The organism is Pseudooceanicola sp. NS-SX9, assembly GCF_057380705.1.
Map to the genome: position 1 here is coordinate 1,743,332 of NZ_CM170818.1, position 22,276 is coordinate 1,765,607.

Consider the following 22,276-nt stretch of genomic DNA (forward strand, 5'->3'; position numbering starts at 1 on the left):
GCCCATGCCCATGGAACGCCAGATCGCCCGCCACCGGCCCCGCATCCTGCGCCATCCCGGCGGCTTCAACCCCGTGCGCATCCAGTCCGACCGCGACCAGATGGGCCGACACCTGCGGCTTAGCCTCGCCCCCGGTCAAAGCCTGCATGACGCCATCACCCTGCCGCTGCGCGCGGCCGGGGTGGGCAGCGCCTCGATGACCATCCTTGGGGGGCGCTTCAGTGCCCTCAGCTACTGCGTCGCGCCCCCCGATCCCTCGGGGCGGGCGGTGATCGCCTATTCGGCCCCGATGGCGGTGGGCGAGACCTGCATGATCTTCGGCAATGCCACGCTGGGCGTGTCCTCGGCAGGGCGGCCACTGGTGCATTGCCATGCCGCCATCCGCGGCGCCGACGGGCAGTATCGCGGCGGCCACATCCTGCCCGAGGACAGCATCGTCGGGCCGCGCCCGATCCCCGTTCTGGTCGTCGCCTTCGAGGGCTTCGGCCTGCGCCAGACCTTCGACCCGGAAACCAACATTCCCCTGCTGCAACCCTATCGGGAGACCCGACATGACGCTTCTGATGCCTGACACCCCCGGCACCTGTGTCGAAAGCGGCCGTATGGGCCGCGTCGCCTATGCCCGCATCGCCCCGAACGAGGACCTGGTGCGCGGCATCGAAAAGCTGTGCCTGGCCGAGGGGTTCCAGAACGCCTTCGTGCGGGGGGCCCTGGGCAGCCTGGTCGACGCCTGCGTCGAGGCCAATGACGGCACCGAGATCCACGTCCGCGGTCCCGCGGTCGAGATCGTCAGCCTGGCGGGCGAGGTGCGCACCCTGGCGGGCGGCGCAGTCGAGGCCTCGCTCTCCGGGGTGGTGGCCGATCCCGAGGGGCGCATCCACGGTGGCCCCTTCGTGGCCGGAGGCAACCCGATCTGCATGACCTTCGAGGTCACGCTGGAGGAATGGCTGCCGGACTGACGGCGGCGCGGGCCTGGGCTTCGGGGGCCAGCAGCTGCCAGACGCGCTCCAGCGCCGGTTCGCCGGATGTGGCGCGGCGCACCAGGGCGCAGTCCATTGCGGCCTCGACCTCGGGGCAGGTGTCGAACCGGCACCCGAGCGAGGTCGCCATGCCGGCCCAGAGCGACGGCAGGAAGGAAATCCCCGCGCCGGTGCCCACCAGCGCCATCACCATTTGCGGGCTGCTGGTCAGCACCACCCGGCGCGGCACAAAGCCGATCAGGCTGCGGAAACCGTCGATGCCGTCGGCCTCGGTCGCGGCATAAAGCACGATGGTTTCCGACAAGAGCGCCGCGCGCGGCACCGGCCCGCGGGCCGGATGATCCTGCGGCAGCACCAGGCGGAACGGCCATTGCGCCAGCGGCAGCATCTGCAGACCCTCGGGCGTCACCCCGATCCGGGTCGGCGACAGCGCCAGATCCAGCCGGCCGTCGCGCACCTGCAGCAGCAGGCTGACCGGATCGGCCTCTTTCAGCACGATCTCGATTTCGGGGGCAGCCTGACGCAGCCGCCGGCAGGCCCACGCCAGCAGTCCCGAAAAGGCCGCCATGGCGGAATAGCCGATGCTGACCCGGCCGCGATCCCCGGCCAGGGCCGCGCGCACCAGGGTTTCGGCGGCCGCCGCACGCTCCAGGATCTCGCGGGCTTCGCGCAGCAGCAGCGTGCCCGCGGCGGTCAGCTGCACCTGGCGGGGGGCGCGCAGGAACAGGGCGCCGCCCAGCTCGTCCTCCAGCTTGCGGATCTGGATGCTGAGCGCGGGCTGCGCCAGCCGCAGCCGGGTGGCGGCGCGGCCAAAGTGCAGCTCTTCGGCCAGCACCAGAAAGTATCTGAGTCTGCGCAGGTCCATTTTGATATCGAAACGATATGACGGGATGAATTGCAATATATTGGCCATATGAAACCCGCCTCTCTAGCCTGCAAAGCCACATGCTTCGGGAGGACATCGCATGCGTTCATCATCCTTGGTCGGCCTTTTGGCCGGAACGGCCCTGTGCGCCCTGGCGCTGCCCGCGGGGGCGCAGCAGGGCGTACCGGCGGGCTTCGTGTTGCCGCCGGACCGCGCGGCGCAGCCGCGGTTTCGCTGGTGGTGGCCGGGGGCGGATGTCTCGGACGCGGCGCTGAAGGCCGAGATCGCCCAGATCGCCGCCGCCGGGTTCGGCGGGGTCGAGATCGCGGATGTCTATGATGCGGTGCCGGGCGCCATCGATCCCGTGACGCGGGGCTGGGGCACGCCGCGCTGGAACGCGGCGGTGGCGGTGGCGCTGCAGGCGGCGGCCCGGGCCGGGCTGACGGTGGATCTGACGGTGGGCCCGCACTGGCCCTCGGCATTGCCAACGGTGACCCCGCAGGACATGGCCGCCGCGAAAGAGATGACCTTTGGCGCGGTGACGCTGGGGACGGACGGGCATTTCAGCGGCCCGGTGCCACAGCCCGGACTGCCGCCCTCGGGGGTGACGCAGGCCAATCCCGATCCGCAGGTGCGTGCCTGGCGGCTGGCGGTGCTGGCGGTGCGCTGCCAGGCCGGCTGTGACGGCGCCGGGCCTGTCACGCTGGAGCGCGCCTCGGTCAGGGACCTGACGGCGCAGGTGCACGATGACCGGCTGGACTGGCAGGCGCCGGATGCGGGCCATTGGATGATCCTGGCGATCTACGGGCGCACCACCGGCCAGCGGGTCAATCTGTTCGACATGGCGCCGGGGGCCAGCCCGGTCACCGATCCGGCCTCTTACGTGGTGGATCATTTCGGATCCGCCGGATCGGCGGCGGTGATCGATTTCTGGAACGCCACCCTGCTGACGCCCGAGGTCCGCGCCGGGCTGAAGGCCGCAGGTGGCGCCATCTTCGAGGATTCGCTGGAGCTGAAGGCGCTGCAGGACTGGACCAACGGGGCGCTGGCGGCCTTTCAGGCCGACCATGGCTATGACCCGCGGCCCGACCTGCCGGCGCTGCTGTTCAAGTCGCTGAAAAGCTTTACCGCCCCCGGCACCCGGGCCTTCACCTTCGACGATGCGCAGGCGGATGAACGGATCCGTCAGGACTGGGCCCGGACGATGGCCGGGCTGTGGCAGCGTCATCACCTGGTGCCGCTGCGCGACTGGGCGGCCTCGCTGGGGCTGGGCTGGCGCAGCCAGGCCTATGGCGGGCCGGTGGATCCGATCCTGGCCGCGGCGATGACCGGCCAGCCCGAGGGGGAATCCCTGGGCTTTGGCCGCCAGGAGGGCAAGTTCCAGGCCCTGCGCGCCGGGCGCGACATGGCGGGCGGCGGTCTGCTGTCGGATGAATTCGGTGCCTTCTTCACCGGCTATGCCACGCAATGGACCAGCCAGATGCTGCCCGAGATGAACCGCAACTTCGCCTTCGGGGTGAACCAGCTGTATCTGCACGGCTATGCCTATGATGTGGCGCCGGGCCAGCCCTGGCCCGGTTTCGCACCCTTCGGCACGCTGTTCTCGGAGGCGTGGAACGCCAAGCAGCCCAGCTGGCAGATGATCGGGGCGCTGTCGGGCTACATCAGCCGGGTGCAGAACGTGCTGCAGCAGGGGCGCAACCGCACCGATGTGGCCGTGCTGCGCACGCAGATGGATCTGGACGGCGGCTATCTGCAGGATCCGGCGCTGGAGCAGGCGGGCTATACGCTGGGCTACCTCAGCCCGGCGGTGCTGGATCTGCCCTCGGCCCGGGTCGAGGGCGGGGCGCTGAACGCTTCCGGGCCGGGCTACCGGGCGCTGATCGTGCCGGAGGGGCTGCGGCTGAGCCCTGCGACCGAGGCCCGCCTGAGCGCGCTGCAGGCGGCGGGCTTGCCGGTGATCCGGCTGGGCGCGGGGCAGGGCGCGGCCGATCTGCCGGCGCGGCTGGCCGCGATGGGGATCGCCCCGGACATGCAGCCGCAAACCGCAGGTCCCCTGCGCGCGGTGCACCGGGCGGCGGGGGAGGTCTCGTATTACTACCTTTTCAACGACAGCGATGCGCCGGTGGCGATGTCCATGGCGCTGAAGGGGGCGGGGGTGCCCTGGCAGCTGGATCCCTGGACCGGCCGGGCGGCGCCGGTCGCCGTCTACCAGGCGCAGGACGGGCGGGTGAGGCTGCCGGTGGCGCTGGATCCGCATCAGGCGGCGCTGATCGCGCTGCAACCGGGACCTGCGCCCGCGCATCTGCTGCAGGCCGATGCGCCGGCCGTGATGACGGCCGCGGGCCCGGTGTTGCAGGTCCGTCACGACGGTCCGGTGCAGGCGGTGCTGGCGGATGGTCAGACGGTGCGTGCGACGGTCTCGGGGGTGCCGGGGCCGCAGGCGCTGACCGACTGGACGCTGCAGGTCGAGGCCTATGGCCCCGGCGACAGCGTCAGCGCGATCCGCAAGACCGCGCTCGGGCCGGTGCGGCTGCAGGGGCTGCGGCCCTGGACCGGGATCGAGGGGCTGCGCGATGCCGCGGGCATCGGCACCTATGACACCACGGTGACCCTGGCCGACTGGTCCCCCGACACCGGCGCCTGGCTGGAGCTGGGCCTGCATGCCGATACCGTGGCGCTGTCGGTGAACGGCCATCCGCTGGGGCCTGTCGACCAGCTGGCGCGCCGCATCGATCTGGGCGGGCTGCTGCAGGCCGGAGACAACCATATCGAGGTCCGTGTCGCGACGCCCCTCAACAACACGCTGCTGCATCTGCAGCCCGAACGCTTTGCGCATCTGCCCTTCGGGCCCCGCCTGCCGCTGCAGACCGGCCTTCTGGGGCCGGTGACGCTGATCCCCTACCGCCGGGTTCCGCTGGCGGACTGACACCGGTTGCAGGCCGGTCGGACCCGGCCTGCAACCATAAATCCAGACTATGGAAATCGGCATAATTATTATTTTGCCTGAAGCCGTTGCCATGCAACCATCGGATGCAGCCGGGGGAGGAGACCCGGCAAGGGAGGAACCATGCATCACAGATCATCCGAGGGGTCCGCCGTGACGGCGTGACCCCGGACCGGGCGCGTCCCGTGCGTCCCCATTCACCGACATCGTGCAGCCCCGACGCGCCCTGACCGGGTGCGCCCGGCGGCCGCGTTTCCGATCCCCTCGCAGGCTGCGGTCCTGGCGGGCCCGATGCCCCCTGTCGCCTGCCTGCCGACATCGCCCGGAGGGTCCGGGCAAGAGGTCATCACCACACATGAAAAAGACGCTTCTCAGCCTTCTCGTCCTGGCCGCAGGCCTGCCTGCCGCCGCCCGTGCCGACGGCATCGACTATACCCGCCAGCTCTATCTGGGGTGGGGCAATACCGGCGACCATGACGGCGCGCTGGCGATCGGCACGCTGGATGCGCGCAGCCGTTACCAGCTGGGCGATGTCGCCACGCTCAGCCTGCATGGGCGGCTGCGGCTGCGCAGCGACCAGGATGATCTGGGCTATGTCGATGACGATCCGCTCGATCTGGAAACGGTGCTGGATTTCGGTCGCGGCGGCCGGCTGACCGTGTCGTCCTTCAGCCGCTACACCGGCTACCCTTGGGTGACCGGCGATATCGAGAACCGCGGCGACCTGTCGGTCTTTGCCGTCATCTCGCCGCTCTATCAGGGCGTGGCGGACCTGACGGGGGTGCTGCACAATGGCCAGGTGGTGCGCGCCGACGGCGCGAGCTACCTGCAATATGACAATGACTTCGGGCCTGTCTCGGTCATGGTGCGGGCCGATCCGCAGATGAAATACGGCCCCGTCTCGGGCAGTGACGTGCGCGATTCCGACGGCAACAGGCTGCCCCGCGCCGAGGCCTCGGCGACGTTGCACGGCCAGCATCTCGATTTTCTGGTGATGGCCAATGACATCGGCGACAGCGTCTATGCGCTGACCTGGAAGGACATGCTGCCGGGGGCGTCGCTGACATTGGGCCAGCAGGTGGGCGACAATGATTTCGACACCCGGATGACCAATGTCGTGGTCAACTGGATCCCGCAGTTCCACGGGCCGCTGCGCCGGGTCTTTGCGCTTTATGATCACTACGACCACGACATGGACTATGTGATTTCGGCCTGGTTCGGCGGCGAGACCTGGCAGCTGGGCCTGAGCGTCGACGACGATTTCGACACCGCAGCCGAGCTCTCGTACCACATCAGCAAGACCTATGAGCTGCTGATCGGCCTCGACAGCGGCCATGCCGCCTACAATGGCTTCGATCCCAAGCATTTCCCGCCGCCCGTCACCTCTGCCCGCGGCCCCGCCGTCGAGCTGGGCCTGCGGGCCACCTTCTGAAACCGTCCAGGGAGGACAGACCATGATCACCCGCCGCACCCTTCTGGCGCTGGCCGCCGCCTCGGCCGCCGCGCGTCCGGCGCTGGCCGCCACGACCCCGGCGCCCGGCGCACCCCCGGCCGGGGACTTTCTGTGGGGGGCCTCGACCGCGCCGCACCAGGTCGAAGGCAACAACACCGCCAGCGACCTGTGGTTCATCGAGAACCAGCAGCCCACCATCTTCCACGAACCCTCGGGGGATGCCTGCAACAGCTTTGCCTTGTGGGAAGAGGATTTGGACCTGGCCCGGGCGCTTGGCCTGGGCTGCTACCGCTTCGGCATCGAATGGGCCCGGATCGAACCGGTGCAGGGGCGGTTCTCGCAGGCGATGCTGGATCATTATGCCCGGGTGGTTGACGGCTGCCTGGCGCGCGGCCTGGCGCCGGTGGTGACCTACAACCACTTCACCGCGCCGCTGTGGTTCACCGCGATGGGCGGCTGGACCAACCCCGAGGCCCCGGCGCTGTTCGCCCGCTACTGCACGCGTGTCACCCAGGCCTTCGGCGACCGCATCGCCTATGCGCTGACGCTGAACGAACCCAACCTGATGCGTGTGCTGACCCACAAGCTGCCGCCGCAGGTCTGGCAGATCCAGGCACTGACCAACCAGCGCGCCGCCGAACGGCTGAACGTGCCGCGCTTCGTCTGTGCCAATGTCATGGGGCTGGAGGACCTGCCCGAGATGGAGGCCGGGATGATGGCCGGGCACAAGGCCGGGCGCGCCGCGATCCGTTCTGTGCGGGCCGATCTGCCGGTGGGCATGGCGCTGGCGCTCATCGACGACCAGGCCGAGGGCGCGGATTCGATGCGCGACGCGGTGCGCGCCGCCTGCTACGACAGCTGGCTGGAGGTCGCCCGCGAGGACGATTTCGTCGGCGTGCAGACCTATGAGCGCACCCGCTGGGGCAAGGATGGCCCGTTGCCGCCGCCTGCCGGTGCCACCCTGACCGAGGCGGGGGTGGAATTCTGGCCGCGCGCGCTGGAAGGTACGGTGCGCTACGCCCATGCCCGCGCCGGTGTGCCGGTCTTCGTCACCGAGAACGGCATTGGCACCTCGGACGACAGCCTGCGGGCGCGTTTCCTGCCCGAGGCCATCGCCGGGCTGCGTGCGGCGATGGCCGATGGCGTGCCGGTGCTGGGCTACTGCGTCTGGTCTCTGCTGGACAATTTCGAATGGATCTCGGGCTACGGGCCGAAATATGGCCTGTATTCCGTCGATTTCGAGACCTTCGAACGCCGCATCCGGCCCAGTGCCGCGGTCTATGCCGAAATCATCCAGGCCTGAAGGTCCGCGCCCAGGCGGGCGCGGGCCCGATGGGACCGGGGGGCGGGAACGGTTTCCGTTTCCCGGCACCCGGTGTATTCCTGCGGGCAAGGAGGACCCCCCATTGCCCATCGATCCGCGCCACCTGCGCATTCTGCTGGCCGTCTCGCGCTCGGGCTCGTTCACCGCCGCCGCGGACGAGCTCAACATGTCCCAGCCCGCCGTCTCGATCGCCATTGCCCAGCTGGAGGACCGTGTCGGCCTGCCGCTGGTGATCCGCGACCGCAAGGGTGCCGTGCCGACCGCGGCCGGAGAGGTCCTGCTGCGCCGCGCCCGCACCATCGAAACGGTGCTGGAACGCGCCGTGCAGGAGGTGGCGCTGCATCACCACCGCATCGAGGGGCCGCTGGTCATCGGCGGTACGCCGGGGGCGCTGATGTCGCTGGTGCCGCCGGTCATGGCGCGGCTGGGCGAGGAGGGGCTGCTGCTGCCGCTGTCGCTGCAGGAGGCCCGCGATGAAGACCTGGCCGAACTTCTGCGCGGCCGCCGCATCGACCTGGCGCTGTGCACCGCCAGCCGGCAGAACCTGCCCGCCGGGGTCGAGGAACTGGTCGTGCGCAGCGAACCCTTCGTGCTGGTCGGCCGGGCCGGGCTGGGCCTGCCGAAGGCCGGGCTGAGCGTCGCCGAGGCTGCCGCCTATCCCTGGATCCTGCCCTTGGCCGAGGGCGCCACCCGGCGCCATCTGGAGGCCGTCTTTCTGTCCGCCGATGTGCCGGTGCCGCGCAACGCGGTGCGCTGCGACAGCCTGGCCACGATGAAAGAGCTGCTGCGGCTGGGCGGTTACATCACGCTGTTGCCGGCGTCTGTCTTTGCCGCCGAACTGGCGGCGGGGCAGCTGGAAAGCGTGCCGCTGACCGGTGCGCCCCCGGCGCGGCGTCTGGCGGCCTGGCGCATGCGCGAGGATGATCCCAGCCCCGCCACGGCCCTGTTCCTGGAGGCGGCTCAGGCGATGGCGGCCTCTGAGCATAATCCAGATTAATGGATTTGCCCTTTATCATTATTTTACTTTGGAGCACTGCCCCGTGAAGATGCCCTCATCCCCGGGAGGAAAACGGGGATGAGGAGGATGAATGCACCACGAAATCCGCTTCGGTGGCAGCGCGGACGCGCCGCTGCTGGCTGATCTCTACTGCCCCGACCGTGCGGGCCCCCATCCGCTGGTCATCGCCGTCTGCGGCGGCGGCTGGGTCCGCGGACATCGCCGGGCGCTGGCGCACTGGGGGCACTATCTGGCGGCGCGGGGGCTGGCGGTGGCCAGCATCGACTATCGCAAATCCGCCGACGGCATCGCCTATCCGGGCAATGCCCAGGACGTGGCCGAAGCGCTGCGGTTTTTCTCGGGGCAGGGCGCCGGGCTGGGCCTTGATCCGGCGCGCATCGCGCTGCTGGGGGTCTCGGCCGGGGCGCATCTGTCGTCGCTGGTGACCTTGTCGGCGGCCTTCGACGTGCCCCGGCCCCGGGCGCTGGCCTGCATCTACGGGGTCTATGACCTGGTGGCGCACTGGCAGTCCGACCTGATCGGCAATGCCCGCCCGGGCACCGACCGGACCGAGCGCATGCTGGGCTGTACGCCCTATGACAATCCGCAACTCTATCACGATGCCTCGCCGTTGCGGCAGATCACCTATGCCAATGCGCTGCCCAGCTTCTTTGTCTGGGGCCATCAGGACCGGGTGATCCAGCCCACGCAATCGGCCGCCATGGCGCTGGCGATGCGCCAGGCCGGTGCGCCGGTCCGGGTGCTGGAACTGCCCGATGCCGACCACTTCTGGTTCAGCGAGGAAGACATCGCCGATCCCACCAGCCATTCGGCCCGCGTGGCCGGACCGCTGACCCGTTTTCTGTGCCAACAGCTGGAGGTCGCGCCCACATGACCCGCCCCTGGGATATCATCATCACCGGCTGCGGCCCCGTCGGCGCCTTTGCCGCCAACCTGCTGGGCAGCCGCGGTCTGCGGGTGCTGGTTCTTGACCGCGACACCGCGCCCTATGCGCTGCCGCGGGCCGTCCACATCGACCACGAGATGCTGCGCCTGCTGGCCGATGCCGGCCTGCTGGAGGCGCTGCGCGCGGGGCTGCATGCCGGCGACGGCCATATCCATATCGGCGCCGATCACGGCGTCATCCGGTTCCTGTCGGCCGCCGGCCAGCCGCGCCCCTTCGGCTATGCCAATGACTACTTCTTCTACCAGCCCGAGCTGGAGGCCGGTCTGCGCGCCGGGCTGGAGCGCTTTGCCAATGTCACCCTGCGCCTGGGCGCCGAGGTGACGGGCCTGACCCAGGACGACACCGGCGTGACGCTCGATCTTGCCGATGGCAGCCAGGAACGTGCCGCCTGGGTGATCGGCTCGGACGGGGCGCGTTCGACCATCCGCAAGGCGCTTGGGGTGACGCTGGACGATCTGCAGTTCGAGGAACCCTGGCTGGTCGCCGATGCCGAGGTCGAGGGCCCGATCCGCTTTCCCGATTTCACCGGCGTCCCGGAGGGGGCGGACCTGCAGAACCTGTCGCTGATGATGTGCGATCCGGCCCGGCCCGCGACCATCGTGCCCGGGCGCGGCAACCACCGCCGCTGGGAATTCATGCTGCTGCCGCACGAGGACGATGCGCAGATGGCGCAGCCCGAAAGCGTGGCCGCGCTGATGGCGCCCTGGCTGGGCGACACGCCGCACCGGATGATCCGTGCCGCGACCTATCGCTTTCACGGGCTGGTGGCGCGGGACTGGCGGCGGGGTCGGGTTTTTCTGGCCGGGGATGCCGCGCATCAGACGCCGCCGTTCTTCGGCCAGGGCATGTGCCACGGGATGCGCGACGCGGCCAACCTGGCGTGGAAGCTGGATCTGGTGTGCCGTGGCCTGGCCGGGTCGGCGCTGCTGGACAGCTACCAGCCGGAACGCGATGCCCAGGTGCGCCACGTGATCGGCGCCGCGATCGAGGCCGGCCGTTATATCTGCGAGCTTGATCCCGCCAAGGCGGCGGACCGCGATGCCCGCATCCGGTCCCAGACCGGCATGCGCACCGCCGCCGAACTGATCGCGCCGATTGCCTCGGGGTTGATCGGCCCCGGCGCGGGCGAGCGCTTTGTGAACCCGGCCGTCACCGGTCCGGCGGGGCCGGGGCTGCTGGATGATGTCACGGGCGGCGGCTGGGTGCTGCTGTGCACGACGCCCCCCGACCTTGCCCCCGAGGCCCATGCCGTGCTGTCGCTGCTGGATGCGGCGGTGGTGACGCTGGGGGCGGATCTGCATGATGACGAGGGACACCTGGGCGCCTGGTTCGCCCGCAAGGGGGCCGAGGTCGCGCTGATCCGCCCCGATTTCTACCTTGCCGCGCTGGCGGCCGACGGGGCCTCTGCCTCGGAGGTGCTGATCCGGCTGGGACAGGCCCTGACGCTGGCCGCGCCCGTGCCGGCGCAGGCTTCGGCCGGGCGCTGAAAGAACAGAAGACGACAGGAGAACGAGATGCGTTTCGTCAGTTTCGTACATGAGGGAAAGGCCTCCTGGGGCCGGGTCGAGGGCGACATGATCGTCGATCTGGGCGCGCTGCCCGGGGCCCCCGCCGATCTGAAGGCGGCGCTGGCCGCCGATGCGCTGCAGATCGCAGGTGATGCCCCGGTGATCGCACGGGCCGATGTCCGGCTGCTGCCGGTGGTGCCGAACCCCGACAAGATCCTGTGCGTGGGGCACAATTACGAATCCCACCGCCAGGAGACCGGCCGTGCCAAGGTCGACCACCCTTCGATCTTCACCCGCTTCGCCGACACGCTGACCGGTGCCGATGACCCGATCATCCGGCCCCGGGTGTCGTCCGATCTGGATTACGAGGCCGAGCTGGCCATCGTCATCGGCAAGGGCGGGCGCCACATCCCCGAGGCCGATGCCATGGCCCATGTGGCAGGGTTCGCCTGCTTCAACGATGCCTCGGTGCGCGACTGGCAGTGGCACACCCGCCAGTTCATCCCGGGCAAGAACTTTCCCGGCACCGCGCCCTTCGGCCCCGAACTGGTTACCCCGGACGAGATCGGCGATCTGTCGGCGGTCTCGGTCAAGTCGGTGCTGAACGGCGAGGTGATGCAGGAAGCGACGGTCGATTACATGATCTTCCCGATCCCCGAGATCATCGCCTATGTCTCGGCCTTCACCGAACTGCGCCCGGGCGATGTCATTGCCACCGGCACCCCCGGCGGCGTCGGCGCCAAGCGCACCCCGCCGGTCTGGATGAAGCCCGGCGACACGATCGAGGTCGTCATCTCGGGCATCGGAACCCTGTCCAGCCGGATCGTCGAAGAGGCCTGAACCGGCCCCGGGGGCGGCCCGCCGGGCCGTCCTTCCATTACCACAGCTTATGCTGATCAGATGTTTCATTCTTGGACGCGCCGGGAATGACGGAGGATACTTCCTCTGACGGCTGGGAGGGCCGCCGAGGGGGGGGCAGACGACATCACCGGATGGACGCTGTCAGCATGGGCGGCCGGGGCGATGCACCCCGGCGCAGCCGAGGGAGGCATGCATTTTGAATATCCAGACCCAGCCACGGTTTCCGGTCTGCGCGCTGCGCAGCGTCGAGCTGAGCGTGCCCGACGTGGCCGCCGCCGTGGCCTTCTACACCCAGACCTGGGGCCTTGAGGAAAGCGCGCGCGATGCGGCCTGCGTCTACCTGCGGGGCACCGGGATGGACCCCTATCTGGTGGCGCTGTCCGAAGGCGCCCCGGCGATCCGCAGCGTCACCTACCGCGCCGATCCCGGCGCCTGCCTGACGACCCTGCGCGCGCGTATGCTGACGGCCGGGGCCTCGGTCTCGGGTGGCGATACCGGAGAGATCGGGCCGGTGGCGCTGGCGGGCGGCGGCACCGGCTTCAGCCTGCGTGACCCGTTCGGACGCTGCATCCGCGTGGTGCAGGACGACCGGCTGCTGGTGCCGGTGCTGGGCGAGGCCGCTCAGGCCCGGCCGACGCGGCTGGCGCATGTCAACATCAACACCCCCGACCAGGAACGAGAGCTGGCCTTCTTTGTCGAGGGCATGGGCTTTCAGCTGACCGATGTCACCCCGATCATGGGCTTCGTGCGCTGCAATCCCGATCACCATGCGGTGGTGCTGGCGCGCGCGGATGTCACCACGCTGAACCATATCGCCTTCCTGCACGACACCTGGGAAGAGGTCATGGTGGCGGCCGGGCGCATGGTCGACAGCGGCCGCAAGATCGAATGGGGCCCCGGCCGCCATGGCCCGGGCGACAATGTCTTTACCTACTTCCTTGACGACAACGGCTTTGTCATCGAACACACCGCCGAGATCCTCGAGGTCGACGACAGCTACCGCGTTGGCGGCCCGGCCGACTGGACCTGGCCGCAGGGGCGGTCCGACCAGTGGGGCATCACCGTGCTGAAGTCCGACCAGTGCAAGCAGGCGCAGCTTGCCATTCCCTTCACCTGAGACCGAAAGGTATTGATCATGCTGATGAAAAACATCCAGACGGCGCTTCCGGGCAAGGCCGTGGCCTATGTGCTGAAGGCGGGTGAGGGGCGCTGTAACCTGGTCGCGGGGCAGGTTGTCCATACCCTGGCCGGGATCGAGGAAACCGCTGGCGGCTTTGGCGCCATGGTGTGCGATGCCAGCATCGACCGCCAGGCGATCCCGCTCCACTACCACGAGAAAGAGCACGACACCTGGCTGTGCACCCGTGGCCGCATGAAGGTCTGGAGCGACGGCATCTGCCGCGTGCTGACGCCCGGCGATTTCGCCTATGTCCAGCCCGGCGGCGTGCATTCCTACCAGTGCGTGGCGCCGCGCAGCCAGTTCTTCGGCATCGTCGCCCCCGGCGGCTGGGAGGTCTTCTTTGAGGATGCGGGCGAGGCCTGGACCGACACTGCGCTGCCGCCGGAAAACCATCCGTTCGATTTCTCGCGCATGGGGCCCGCGATGGGCAAGCACCGCATCATGCGGGTCGAGGGCGCCAGCTATGCCGAGGTCACCTGCGGCGACGACACCGACCGGGTGCTGCCCGAGGCGCCGGCCTCTTACGTGCTGCAGGCGGGCTATGGGCGCCGCAGCCGCCTGAATGGCCATATCTCGACCGCGCTGCTGACCCGCGAGATCACCGGCGACATGGTCGACATGCGCACCATCACCGGCGGGCAGGGCGCCGAGATGCCGGTGCTGTGCCATGCGCGGACGCATGTCTTCCTCTATGTCATCGACGGCACCGTGGCACTGACCCTGGAGGGCGAGGATTACGTCCTGAGCGCAGGCGATGCGGCCAACATTCCCGCCGGTACGCCCTATGCAACGCGGGTGATCAGCCATGACACCCAATGGGTGCTGGCGGCGGCGCATGGCAACGGGCTGTCGGTCTGGGATGCCGTCGGGACGCCCACCGGGGATTTCGGCCATGTCACCCGGGGCGATGCCCGTCTGGAGCAAGTGCCCGAAGGGATCGACGCGACGCTGGCCTGACCGGATCGCGTCAGGCACGGGGCGGCCTTGCGGGGCCGCCTGTCACGGGCGCCGCATCGCGGCAGCCCGGGGGCCCGTCACGGGCCGATGGCCGGCCGGGGCGACCCGGCCCGCCGATCCTGCGCCGCCGGGAGGGGCCGCGCATGTGACCGGGTCCATCGCGGCCCGAGGGGAGGGATTGCAATGACACGACCGACGTCCAAGGGCGCGCTCTTCGCGCTGATCATCGGCCATGTGGCCGGGATGATCGACCTGGCTTCGCTGCCGGTCTGGGTGAACACGCTGATCGAGGGCTACGGCTATCGCCCGGCCATGGCGGGGATGCTGCCGACCGTGTTCCTGCTGGGGGTGGTGCTGGCCTCGCTGGTGATGAGCCGGCTGTTCGAGCGGGTGAACCGGCGGCTGGTGACGCCGCTGGGCTATGCGGTGGCGGCGCTGGCGCTGCTGGGGGTGACGCGCACCGACAGCTTTGCCGCGCATCTGCTGCTGCACGGGCTGGGCGGGCTGGCGGTGGGCAGTGCGCTGTCGATCGTGCACGGCACGCTGGGGCGCAGCGCCAATCCGCACCGCGCCTTCGCCTGTGCGGGCGTCGGCTTTGGCGTGTTCTCGATGGTCTTTCTGGGCGCCGTGCCGCAGATCATCACCGCCGCCGGGCCCCAGGCCTTCTTCGTGACCGTGGGCGGCATCATGATCGTGGCGGCCCTGGTGACGGCGCTGCTGATGCCGGCGCAGACGCAGCGCGCGGCGCTGCTGCGCAAGACCGCGACCGGCCCGCTGCCCCGCCATGTGCGGCTGGCGATTGCGGGCATCATGGGCATGGCGCTGGTGCAGGGCATGGTGTTCAGCTTCCTGGTGCAGGCTGGTACCGCGCGCGGCTTTGGGACCCACCGGGTCGAGATCGTGCTGATCGTGCTGGGCGTCGTCAACCTGGTGCCGCCGGTCATCGCGGCACTGCTGCAGACGCGGGTGCGGGCCATGACCGTGGCGCCGCTGGGGCCGCTGGTGCAGGGGCTTTTCGCGCTGTCGATCATGGCGGCGCCGGCCTTCGCGGGCTTTGCCCTGCCGGCGGTCTTCTTCGCGGCCGTGCTGATCTTTACCCATACCTTCGTCTTCGGCTTCCTGGCCGAACAGGACCCCTCGGGGCGGGCGGTGGCGGCGACGCCTGCCATGCTGATGACGGGGTCGGCCGTGGCCCCCTTCCTGGGGGGCGCCCTGGTCGAGCTCTGGGGCTTTGCCGCCATCGGCCTGACCGGGCTGCTGGTGGGGCTGGTCTGCGCGGCGCTGTTCCTGAAGGCCCGCCGTTCGGCCGGGCCGGTGGCGGGGGCGCATCCCGCCGAATGACCGGACCCCATGGCCGGGCCCCATGCCCTGCCGTGCACCGGCGGGGCCCCGTTTGCGAACATGAGGAGGAGGAGGACCTCGATGACACGTTTTGCCGTGGCAGTGCTTTGTGCGCTCTTGCCGCTGGCCCAGCCGGCGCTGGCCCAGACCCGCTGGACGACGCTGGGCACCTCGGGCGGGCCCAATGCCCGCGCCGACCGATCCCAGCCCGCCAACCTGCTGAGCGTTGATGGCACCTATATCCTGGTCGATGCCGGAGACGGCGTGACCGACCGCCTGGCGGGCAAGCAGGTGCCGCTGTGGCAGATCGACAGCCTGCTGATCAGCCATCTGCATTTCGACCATTTCGGCGGGCTTCTGGCGGTGCTGGGCCAGCGCTTTCAGCTGAACGCGGGCAAGCCGTTGCAGATCTACGGCCCGCCCGGCACCCAGGCCACCGTCGCCGGGCTGCTGACCGGCATGGGCCCCGCGATGGAGGCCGCCTACGGCTTGCCGGACGAACAGACCTTGACCCCGGATGCACTGGTGCAGGCCCATGACCTGAAGGATGGCGACAGCCTGACCATCGGCAGCACCCGGGTGACGGCGGTGAAGAACACGCATTACTCGTTCCCGCCCGGATCTGACATGGACGCCCGGTTCCAGTCGCTGTCGTTCCGCTTCGATACGCCTGACCGCTCGATCGTCTATACCGGCGACACCGGCCCCAGCCCGGCGGTAACGCAACTGGCGCAGGGCGCCGACCTGCTGGTGTCCGAGATGATCGACCTGGATGCCGTCACCGGCCAGATCCGCGCGCAGCGCCCGGACCAGCCGCCCGAGATCCTCAAGGAGATGGCCCGGCACCTCTCGACCCACCACCTGACGCCGGATGCCCTGGGTCTCATGGCGGCCTCAGCCGGGGTCAAGGCGGTGGTTGCCACCCATCTGGTGGCCGGTGCCAGCATCACCCCCGCACAGGAAGACGGCTGGGCCCGCACCATCGCCAGCCATTACGCAGGTCCGGTCACCTTCGCAACCGACCTGCAGGACTTTTGACGGCCTGCCATTCACTGACTGCCATGAACCGGACATTTCGCATGAAAAACAAAGCCCTCGCCGTTCTTGCCACGCTGACCCTGACCGCGCTGACCCTGACCGCTCCCGCCCGGGCCGAGAACACCCCGAAATCCCCCTTCGCCTACCAGCGCGAGGCCTTCGATGGCATCAAGCTGACGCTGCTGGGCACCGGCAGCCCGGCGCTGCGGATCAACCGTTTCGGCCCGTCCAGCCTTGTGCAATGCGCCGGTCAGGACATCGTCATTGATGCCGGGCGCGGCATGACCATGCGCCTTGGCCAGCTGGGCATCCCCGCCGGAGAGATCGATGCCGTCTTCCTGACCCATTTCCATTCCGACCATACCAACGGCCTGCCGGATCTTTACCTGTCGGGCTACGTGCCGCTGCCGCTCGGCGGCCGCACCACCCCGTTCCAGCTATACGGGCCAGAGCATGTCGACCGGCTGGCGAAGGGGCTGACCGAGGCCTATGCCTCGGATCTGGAAGAGCGCGCCGCCGCCTCGATCCCCGAGGCCGCCACCCGGATCGACCCCCATGTGGTGCATGAGGGCGTGGTCTTCGATCACGACGGGCTGAAGGTCACCGCCTTCAAGGTGCATCACGACCCGTCCGCGGAAACCTTCGGCTACCGGGTCGATTGCGCGGGCCATGCGGTGACGTTTTCGGGGGATACGGCCTTTGACCAGAACGTGGCGACATACGGCAAGGGATCGGACGTGATCGTGCACGAGGTGGCCGCCGTCGCCGCCGGTCAGGAAAACAACCCCTTCTTCAAGGTCGTCATGTCCGGTCATACCGCGCCGGAGGAGGCGGCGCAGATCTTCGCTGAGGCGCAGCCCAAGCTCGCCCTGTTCAGCCATATCGTGCAGTTGCCGGGCGGGCCCGCCGGCCCCTCCGAGGCCGAGATCCTGGCCCGCGCCCGCAAGGGCTATGACGGCCGCATCGTGATGGGCGAGGATCTGATGAGCGTTTATATCGACGACAACGGCATCCGTCTTGCGGGCACCGCCCCGGCAACGAACTGAGTGGGTCGCACGCCCGCCTGTACCCCGGCCCGGCCGTTCCGGCAGGATCGCCGGGCCGATGACCGGGTTGGTTTGGGGAGCGGACCCGGGCCCCGGGTTCCTGACCTGCCTTGCCGTCCTGCGCGCGTTGAACATCACGCATTGGTTCCGCGCAACGCGGGTCAGCCAGCTCTGCCTGCCATATAGGCGGGGCGGAGCGCTCCTTGCCTGCTTTGCATCATGCCCGGGGGCACCACCGGGCCCGGGTCCCTTCCCGCAAGGGGCAGCTGCGGGCGCTCCATCAGGTCGGGCGATCTGGTCGGCGCTGCTGGCAAAATGGTTTCGCTGGCGCGCGTCGGGCTGCCGGTTTGTCGGTGGCTTTTTTTGGCCGCGGTTTTGGCGACATGATCGGCGGTTGTCGTGCCGTGCCGGGCCAACAGCGGCGTCGCGGCAGTCACGCCGAACACCCGGCCTGCCAATGCCGCAGCCGATCCGGGGAAGACACCCCGGATGATCCTGACCGGCGGGCGTCGCAGGGTGGCGGGGTTCGGTCAGGACATGATCTGCGCCACCTGTGGCAAGGGCCGGGGACATATGCGCTTGTCGCCCGGCGCATCAGGCTGGCTGCGGGTCCGGGATGGAGCGGCGGATCTTTGGCGGTGATGCGGTGCAGCGCGACCTGGCGGGCAATCGCAGCCGGCGTTTGGGCCGGATCGACTCAGGTACCGCGGACGGTGACGAAATGGACAGCGATCCCTCTGCTGACCTTCCAATCCCTGGGCGCGGTCCCGCCGTGGACGACCGCCGCCTGCAGCGCCCCGGCCCGTGCCATGAGCGTGACAAGGGCAAGGGCCGTCGCAGCCCCCACGACAGGACATGCCGGGCCTGCGTCCGGTCCGGTCGGGATGCGGGAACGTGTACGTTCCTGACACTGCGGCTGTGTCTTGCGAACTGGATTATCAATCGTTTCCAGAGACATACGGATAAACCTGCCGGGCGGGGTCGGGGCGGTTGCCCGATGGTCCGGCAGATGGACGGGCCGGGGCGGATCGGCAGGTCGCGCCGGGGGCACTGGCGGGGGCGGACGGAAAAGGCCCCGGACGCGGGCGGCGCGGCCGGGGCAGTCGGGCGGGCAGAAAAGGGACTTTCCGCCGGAAGGAACAGGGTCAGGAGCGCTTGAAGCCCAGGCTGGATTCGATGCGTTCCCAGGTTTCGTTCATCGGCCAGGCGGCCGAGACGCCGGGGATCGACAGGTGGCCGTAGCGGAACGACAGCTGATGTTCCGAGGCGGCCTCGCTGCGGCCATCGAATTTGGCGACATAGATGGCGGTGGCCAGGCCCGTGCGGTCGGCGCCCTGCTGGCAATGGATCAGCAGCGGTTTCGGCAGGGTTTCCATCAGCTTTGTCAGCTCGGCCACGCGGTCGTCGGGCAGGATGCGGCGGGCGGACATGGCGAAATCGGCATGGGTGACGCCCAGGTCGCTGCTGACCTGGACCTCGGCATCGTACCAGTCCTTGCCGGGGTTGGGCCCGCGCAGGTTCAGCACCGAACGGATGCCGTATTTCTCGATATCGGCGCGCAGGCTCTCGGCGCCGGGCTGGGCCGAACGGTAAAGGACGCCGGGAATGACGGTGTGGAAATTGCCGCTGAGCGCAAGCCAGCCGGCCCAGCCCCCGGCGGCCAGCAGGACCACCCCTGCCACGGCGGTCACGGCCGCGACGCTGCGCAGGATCCGCCGCAGCAGGCGACGCGGTCGCGCGACGGTTGCGTCCGCAGGCTGGGCATTGTCGGGGCTGGCCTTGCCGGCGGGAAGGGGAAGAAGAGCCATGGTCTGTCCGTCGTTTCTTGTTGCTGCGCATCGATCTTCGGGGCGAAACCTTGCACTTTGCTTACGACGCGCCTTTGGCCTTTCCGTGACGGCGGGATCGGGCTAGCCAGAGGCATGAGAATTCTTGTTGTCGAAGATGCAGCCGATCTGGCCGGGGCGGTGCGCCGTTACCTGGTGCGGGAAGGCCATGCGGTGGATCTGGCCGAGGACATCGAAGCCGCGCAAAGCGCGCTGGCGGTGGCCGAATATGACGGTCTGGTGCTGGACCTGGGGCTGCCGGATGGCTCGGGGCTGGAGCTGCTGCGCGCGCTGCGCGGGGGCGGCGACCGCACGCCGGTGATCATCGCCACCGCCCGCGACCAGATCAGCGACCGCATCGCGGGGCTGGACTGCGGCGCCGATGACTATGTGGTGAAGCCCTTCGACCTGGGCGAACTGGCGGCCCGGCTGCGCGCCCATGCCCGCCGCGCCGAGGGCGACCCGGAGGTCATCGCCCGCATCGGCGCGCTGCGCATCGACCGGGCGCGGGCGATGATCTGGCGCGACGAGCAGCCGGTCAAGCTGACGGCGCGGGAATGGGCGATCTTCGATGCGCTGCTGGGCAGCCGGGGGCGGGTCCTCAGCCGCAGCGCGCTGGAAGACCGGCTGTATGATTTCGACGCCGAGATCTCGGGCAATGCAGTCGAGGTCTATGTCTCGCGGTTGCGCAAGAAGCTGGGGGCGGATGTGATCACGACCCGGCGCGGCCTGGGATACCAGCTGCAATGACCCGCTGGTCGCTGCGCGGACGGCTGACGCGGCGGGTGCTGATGGCGCTGGCGGGGGCGTGGATTCTTAGCCTGGGGGTTGGCATCTACACCATTGCCCATGAAATGAGCGAGCTTCTGGCGGACGAGCTGCGCAGCGTGGCACCACTGGTCATGGCGCTCGACAAGGCGGGGGGGACGATGCCCGATCTGCCGGGCGACATGCGGTTGCGCATTGCCGGACAGGCTGCCGGTGATCGCCCCATTCCCTGGCCCGCGCAGGACGCGGATGGCCATTACAGCCTGGGCGACTGGCATGTCTGGCGCCTGACCGACCCCGAGACGGGCCATGTGATCGAGATCGGCCAGAGTGCGCTGAAGCGGCGCGACGAGCTGTCCGAGACGGTGCGCGCCTTCGTCATCCTGATGATCCTGGTGCTGCTGGTCGGCAGCGGCAGCATCTGGTTCGGCACCCGTTCCGCCCTGCGGCCGGCGCAGGATTTCGCCCGCCGGATGGGCGCGCGCCAGGCCAGCGACCTGCAGCCCATGGCCGATACCGGCCTGCCCGAGGAACTGGTGCCGATGCGCGATGCGCTGAACGCCTATCTGGCACGGATCGAAACCCTGCTGGAAAGCGAACGCCGCTTTGCCGCCGATGCCGCGCATGAGTTGCGCACGCCGGTGGCCATCGCGCTGGCGCAGGCGCAGCTGCTGTCGGCCGAGGCCGAGGCCCCCGAGGATCTGCAGCGCCTGGTCCGCGCGCTGGAACGTCTGGGCCATCTGGTGTCACGCCTTCTGCAGTTGTCGCGCGCCGAGGCGAACCTGGCCCCGGGCGAGGGGCGCACCGATCTGGTGGCGCTCTTGCTGCTGCTGATCGGCGAGCGCCCGGGCCGGCCGATCCGCTTTGACGATCATGATCTGGAGCAGGCCTGGGTGGCGGCCGATCCCGACAGCCTGGCGATCCTGCTGTCGAACCTGATCGACAATGCGCTGGAACACGGCACCGGCGGCGTCCGGCTGGAGCTGGTCTCGGAGACCGAACTGCGGGTCATGAACCCGGTGGCCGAGGGGGCCGCCTTCCGCCATGGCCGCTTTGCCCGGGGGCCGGGATCGGCGGGCAGCGGTCTGGGGCTGTCGATCGTGGCGACCATCGCACGGCTGAACCGGATCAGCCTGCAGGACAGCATCCGCGACGCTCAGGCCTGCGTCACGCTGCGATTTCCCCGGGGCTGAGGGGGCGTTCCGCCTGCAGCTCAGTCAGCAGCGGGGCGGCCAATGCCTCGACGCGGGCCTCGACCCGGGCCCTGAAGGGCAGCTTGCCGCGGGGCGGGGGCGTGGCGCGCAGGGCCGCGAAAGAGACGCCGAAGCGGGCTTCGTGACGCGCCCGATCCGGTCCGCAAAGGTCGCAGGTCGACAGGCAGTCCAGCCCGCGTGCCCGGGCCGCGGCCTCGCTCAGCAGGTGGCTGAGGTAGAAGACCGCATAGGCGTCCTCGGGGGGAAGCCGCGCCGTGGTGTCGCGCAGGAAGCTGCGGCGCGCGATCTGCCGGCGCAGGACCGGCAATGCCATCACGGCGATCCGGCTGTGCAGTGTCGCTGGCACCAGCTGTCGCAGCAGCGGCCGTGTGCGCGCGGAACGGGCCAGCTGCAGTAGGGTCCGCGGCAGGAAATAGTCGTTCTGCGGCCAGTTGTACGAGGCGAACTGCGCCTCTGGATCGCGGCGCAGGTAGAAGGCGCAGCGGCTGCCGTCGCAGGCCAGGCCGCGCTGCTGCAGGCCGGATCGGCAGAAGCCGAAAAAGGCGCTGCGGCCATGGGCTTCGGCGACCCGGGTGCAGGCCTGCAGGAAGGCGCGCGCGGCCTCTCCGGGACAGTCGCGATAGACCCGGTCGATCGCCACGTCGCGATCAAAGAGGGCATGCAGCGGCTGGCCGGTTTCCGGATCGCGCAGCAGGTAGGTGTCGAAATAGCCGCCCCGCCAGTCGGGATGCCGCAACCCGGCCGAGACCCGGCGTTGCCGGGCGCCCTCGCAGCGGATCCGCTCGGGCGAGGCGATCATCTCGTGGAAGGGCTCGTAGAAGACCATGTGACGGTCCGAGTCCAGAAAGCACCGGGCCAGGGCCGTGCTGCCGGTGCGCCACATCGAATGAGCAAGAACATGTGTCATTCGTTCCGGCTAGCGATATGTATGCCAGGGAACAACGACTTCGTGAGCAGCGCGAGAGCGCGGGGCGAACATCCGCCAAGATCCGGCGCGCGGGCCG

At 69.4% G+C, this 22,276-nt stretch carries 19 protein-coding genes; 16 read left to right on the top strand and 3 right to left on the bottom strand.

The genetic code is table 11. From position 1 onward, the window contains the following. Nucleotides 1-4: 4 nt before the first annotated feature. Both AC2ITM_RS08325 and AC2ITM_RS08330 read left to right on the top strand, forming a co-directional pair. Entirely contained in the window at nucleotides 5-571 is a 567-nt protein-coding gene (locus tag AC2ITM_RS08325) for a PPC domain-containing DNA-binding protein (protein ID WP_486469345.1), read from the top strand. After that, on the top strand, nucleotides 552-959 hold the full coding sequence (locus tag AC2ITM_RS08330) for a PPC domain-containing DNA-binding protein (protein WP_486469346.1): 408 nt from the start codon (nucleotides 552-554) through the stop codon (nucleotides 957-959). The genes AC2ITM_RS08325 and AC2ITM_RS08330 overlap by 20 nt, the downstream gene beginning before the upstream one ends. Here the strand turns inward: AC2ITM_RS08330 and AC2ITM_RS08335 are convergent. Then, complete coding sequence (locus AC2ITM_RS08335) at nucleotides 931-1,845, bottom strand: LysR family transcriptional regulator (protein WP_486469347.1); 915 nt, start codon at nucleotides 1,843-1,845, stop codon at nucleotides 931-933. The genes AC2ITM_RS08330 and AC2ITM_RS08335 overlap by 29 nt on opposite strands. Before the next feature lie 100 nt (nucleotides 1,846-1,945). On the opposite strand from AC2ITM_RS08335, the gene AC2ITM_RS08340 reads away from it, so the two are divergent. From AC2ITM_RS08340 to AC2ITM_RS08395, 12 genes are all read left to right on the top strand, one after another. Further along, nucleotides 1,946-4,774 carry a glycosyl hydrolase gene (locus AC2ITM_RS08340; protein ID WP_486469348.1) on the top strand — a complete coding sequence of 943 codons (2,829 nt, stop codon included), beginning with the start codon at nucleotides 1,946-1,948 and terminating at the stop codon, nucleotides 4,772-4,774. A gap of 373 nt (nucleotides 4,775-5,147) precedes the next feature. Further along, nucleotides 5,148-6,224: a hypothetical protein gene (locus AC2ITM_RS08345; protein WP_486469349.1), complete on the top strand. Its 1,077-nt coding sequence runs from the start codon at nucleotides 5,148-5,150 to the stop codon at nucleotides 6,222-6,224. Between the two features lie 22 nt (nucleotides 6,225-6,246). Then, a complete protein-coding gene (locus AC2ITM_RS08350; RefSeq protein WP_486469350.1) occupies nucleotides 6,247-7,548 on the top strand; it encodes a glycoside hydrolase family 1 protein in 1,302 nt (433 codons plus the stop codon). Nucleotides 7,549-7,651: 103 nt separating this feature from the next. Further along, nucleotides 7,652-8,566, top strand: coding sequence for a LysR family transcriptional regulator (locus AC2ITM_RS08355; RefSeq protein WP_486469351.1), 915 nt, complete (start codon nucleotides 7,652-7,654; stop codon nucleotides 8,564-8,566). 91 nt (nucleotides 8,567-8,657) lie between these two features. Next, nucleotides 8,658-9,461, top strand: a complete 804-nt coding sequence (locus AC2ITM_RS08360) for an alpha/beta hydrolase (protein WP_486469352.1) — start codon at nucleotides 8,658-8,660, stop codon at nucleotides 9,459-9,461. Then, nucleotides 9,458-11,020 carry a bifunctional 3-(3-hydroxy-phenyl)propionate/3-hydroxycinnamic acid hydroxylase gene (locus AC2ITM_RS08365; protein ID WP_486469353.1) on the top strand — a complete coding sequence of 521 codons (1,563 nt, stop codon included), beginning with the start codon at nucleotides 9,458-9,460 and terminating at the stop codon, nucleotides 11,018-11,020. The genes AC2ITM_RS08360 and AC2ITM_RS08365 overlap by 4 nt, the downstream gene beginning before the upstream one ends. 27 nt (nucleotides 11,021-11,047) lie before the next feature. Continuing rightward, nucleotides 11,048-11,881, top strand: a complete 834-nt coding sequence (locus tag AC2ITM_RS08370; protein WP_486469354.1) for a fumarylacetoacetate hydrolase family protein — start codon at nucleotides 11,048-11,050, stop codon at nucleotides 11,879-11,881. Between the two features lie 217 nt (nucleotides 11,882-12,098). Beyond that, nucleotides 12,099-13,019, top strand: a complete 921-nt coding sequence (locus AC2ITM_RS08375; RefSeq protein ID WP_486469355.1) for a VOC family protein — start codon at nucleotides 12,099-12,101, stop codon at nucleotides 13,017-13,019. Between the two features lie 18 nt (nucleotides 13,020-13,037). Further along, on the top strand, nucleotides 13,038-14,039 hold the full coding sequence (locus tag AC2ITM_RS08380) for a cupin domain-containing protein (protein ID WP_486469356.1): 1,002 nt from the start codon (nucleotides 13,038-13,040) through the stop codon (nucleotides 14,037-14,039). A gap of 183 nt (nucleotides 14,040-14,222) precedes the next feature. Beyond that, the gene (locus AC2ITM_RS08385; protein WP_486469357.1) at nucleotides 14,223-15,380 is read left to right on the top strand and encodes an MFS transporter; all 1,158 of its coding nucleotides are present in this window, start codon (nucleotides 14,223-14,225) and stop codon (nucleotides 15,378-15,380) included. Between the two features lie 81 nt (nucleotides 15,381-15,461). Next, nucleotides 15,462-16,418 carry an MBL fold metallo-hydrolase gene (locus AC2ITM_RS08390; protein ID WP_486469358.1) on the top strand — a complete coding sequence of 319 codons (957 nt, stop codon included), beginning with the start codon at nucleotides 15,462-15,464 and terminating at the stop codon, nucleotides 16,416-16,418. 41 nt (nucleotides 16,419-16,459) lie between these two features. After that, entirely contained in the window at nucleotides 16,460-17,464 is a 1,005-nt protein-coding gene (locus tag AC2ITM_RS08395; protein ID WP_486469359.1) for an MBL fold metallo-hydrolase, read from the top strand. Nucleotides 17,465-18,609: 1,145 nt separating this feature from the next. On the opposite strand, the gene AC2ITM_RS08400 is transcribed toward AC2ITM_RS08395, so the two are convergent. Further along, a complete protein-coding gene (locus AC2ITM_RS08400; RefSeq protein ID WP_486469360.1) occupies nucleotides 18,610-19,272 on the bottom strand; it encodes a dual specificity protein phosphatase family protein in 663 nt (220 codons plus the stop codon). 114 nt (nucleotides 19,273-19,386) lie between these two features. Here AC2ITM_RS08400 and AC2ITM_RS08405 point away from each other — a divergent pair, with 114 nt between their 5' ends. Both AC2ITM_RS08405 and AC2ITM_RS08410 read left to right on the top strand, forming a co-directional pair. Further along, a complete protein-coding gene (locus tag AC2ITM_RS08405; protein ID WP_486469361.1) occupies nucleotides 19,387-20,040 on the top strand; it encodes a response regulator transcription factor in 654 nt (217 codons plus the stop codon). Further along, on the top strand, nucleotides 20,037-21,251 hold the full coding sequence (locus AC2ITM_RS08410) for a histidine kinase dimerization/phospho-acceptor domain-containing protein (RefSeq protein ID WP_486469362.1): 1,215 nt from the start codon (nucleotides 20,037-20,039) through the stop codon (nucleotides 21,249-21,251). Before AC2ITM_RS08405 ends, AC2ITM_RS08410 begins: the two co-directional genes overlap by 4 nt. Here the strand turns inward: AC2ITM_RS08410 and AC2ITM_RS08415 are convergent. After that, nucleotides 21,226-22,179 (bottom strand): hypothetical protein, encoded by a 954-nt coding sequence (locus tag AC2ITM_RS08415; RefSeq protein ID WP_486469363.1) that lies wholly within the window; start codon nucleotides 22,177-22,179, stop codon nucleotides 21,226-21,228. The genes AC2ITM_RS08410 and AC2ITM_RS08415 overlap by 26 nt on opposite strands. Nucleotides 22,180-22,276 lie beyond the last annotated feature (97 nt).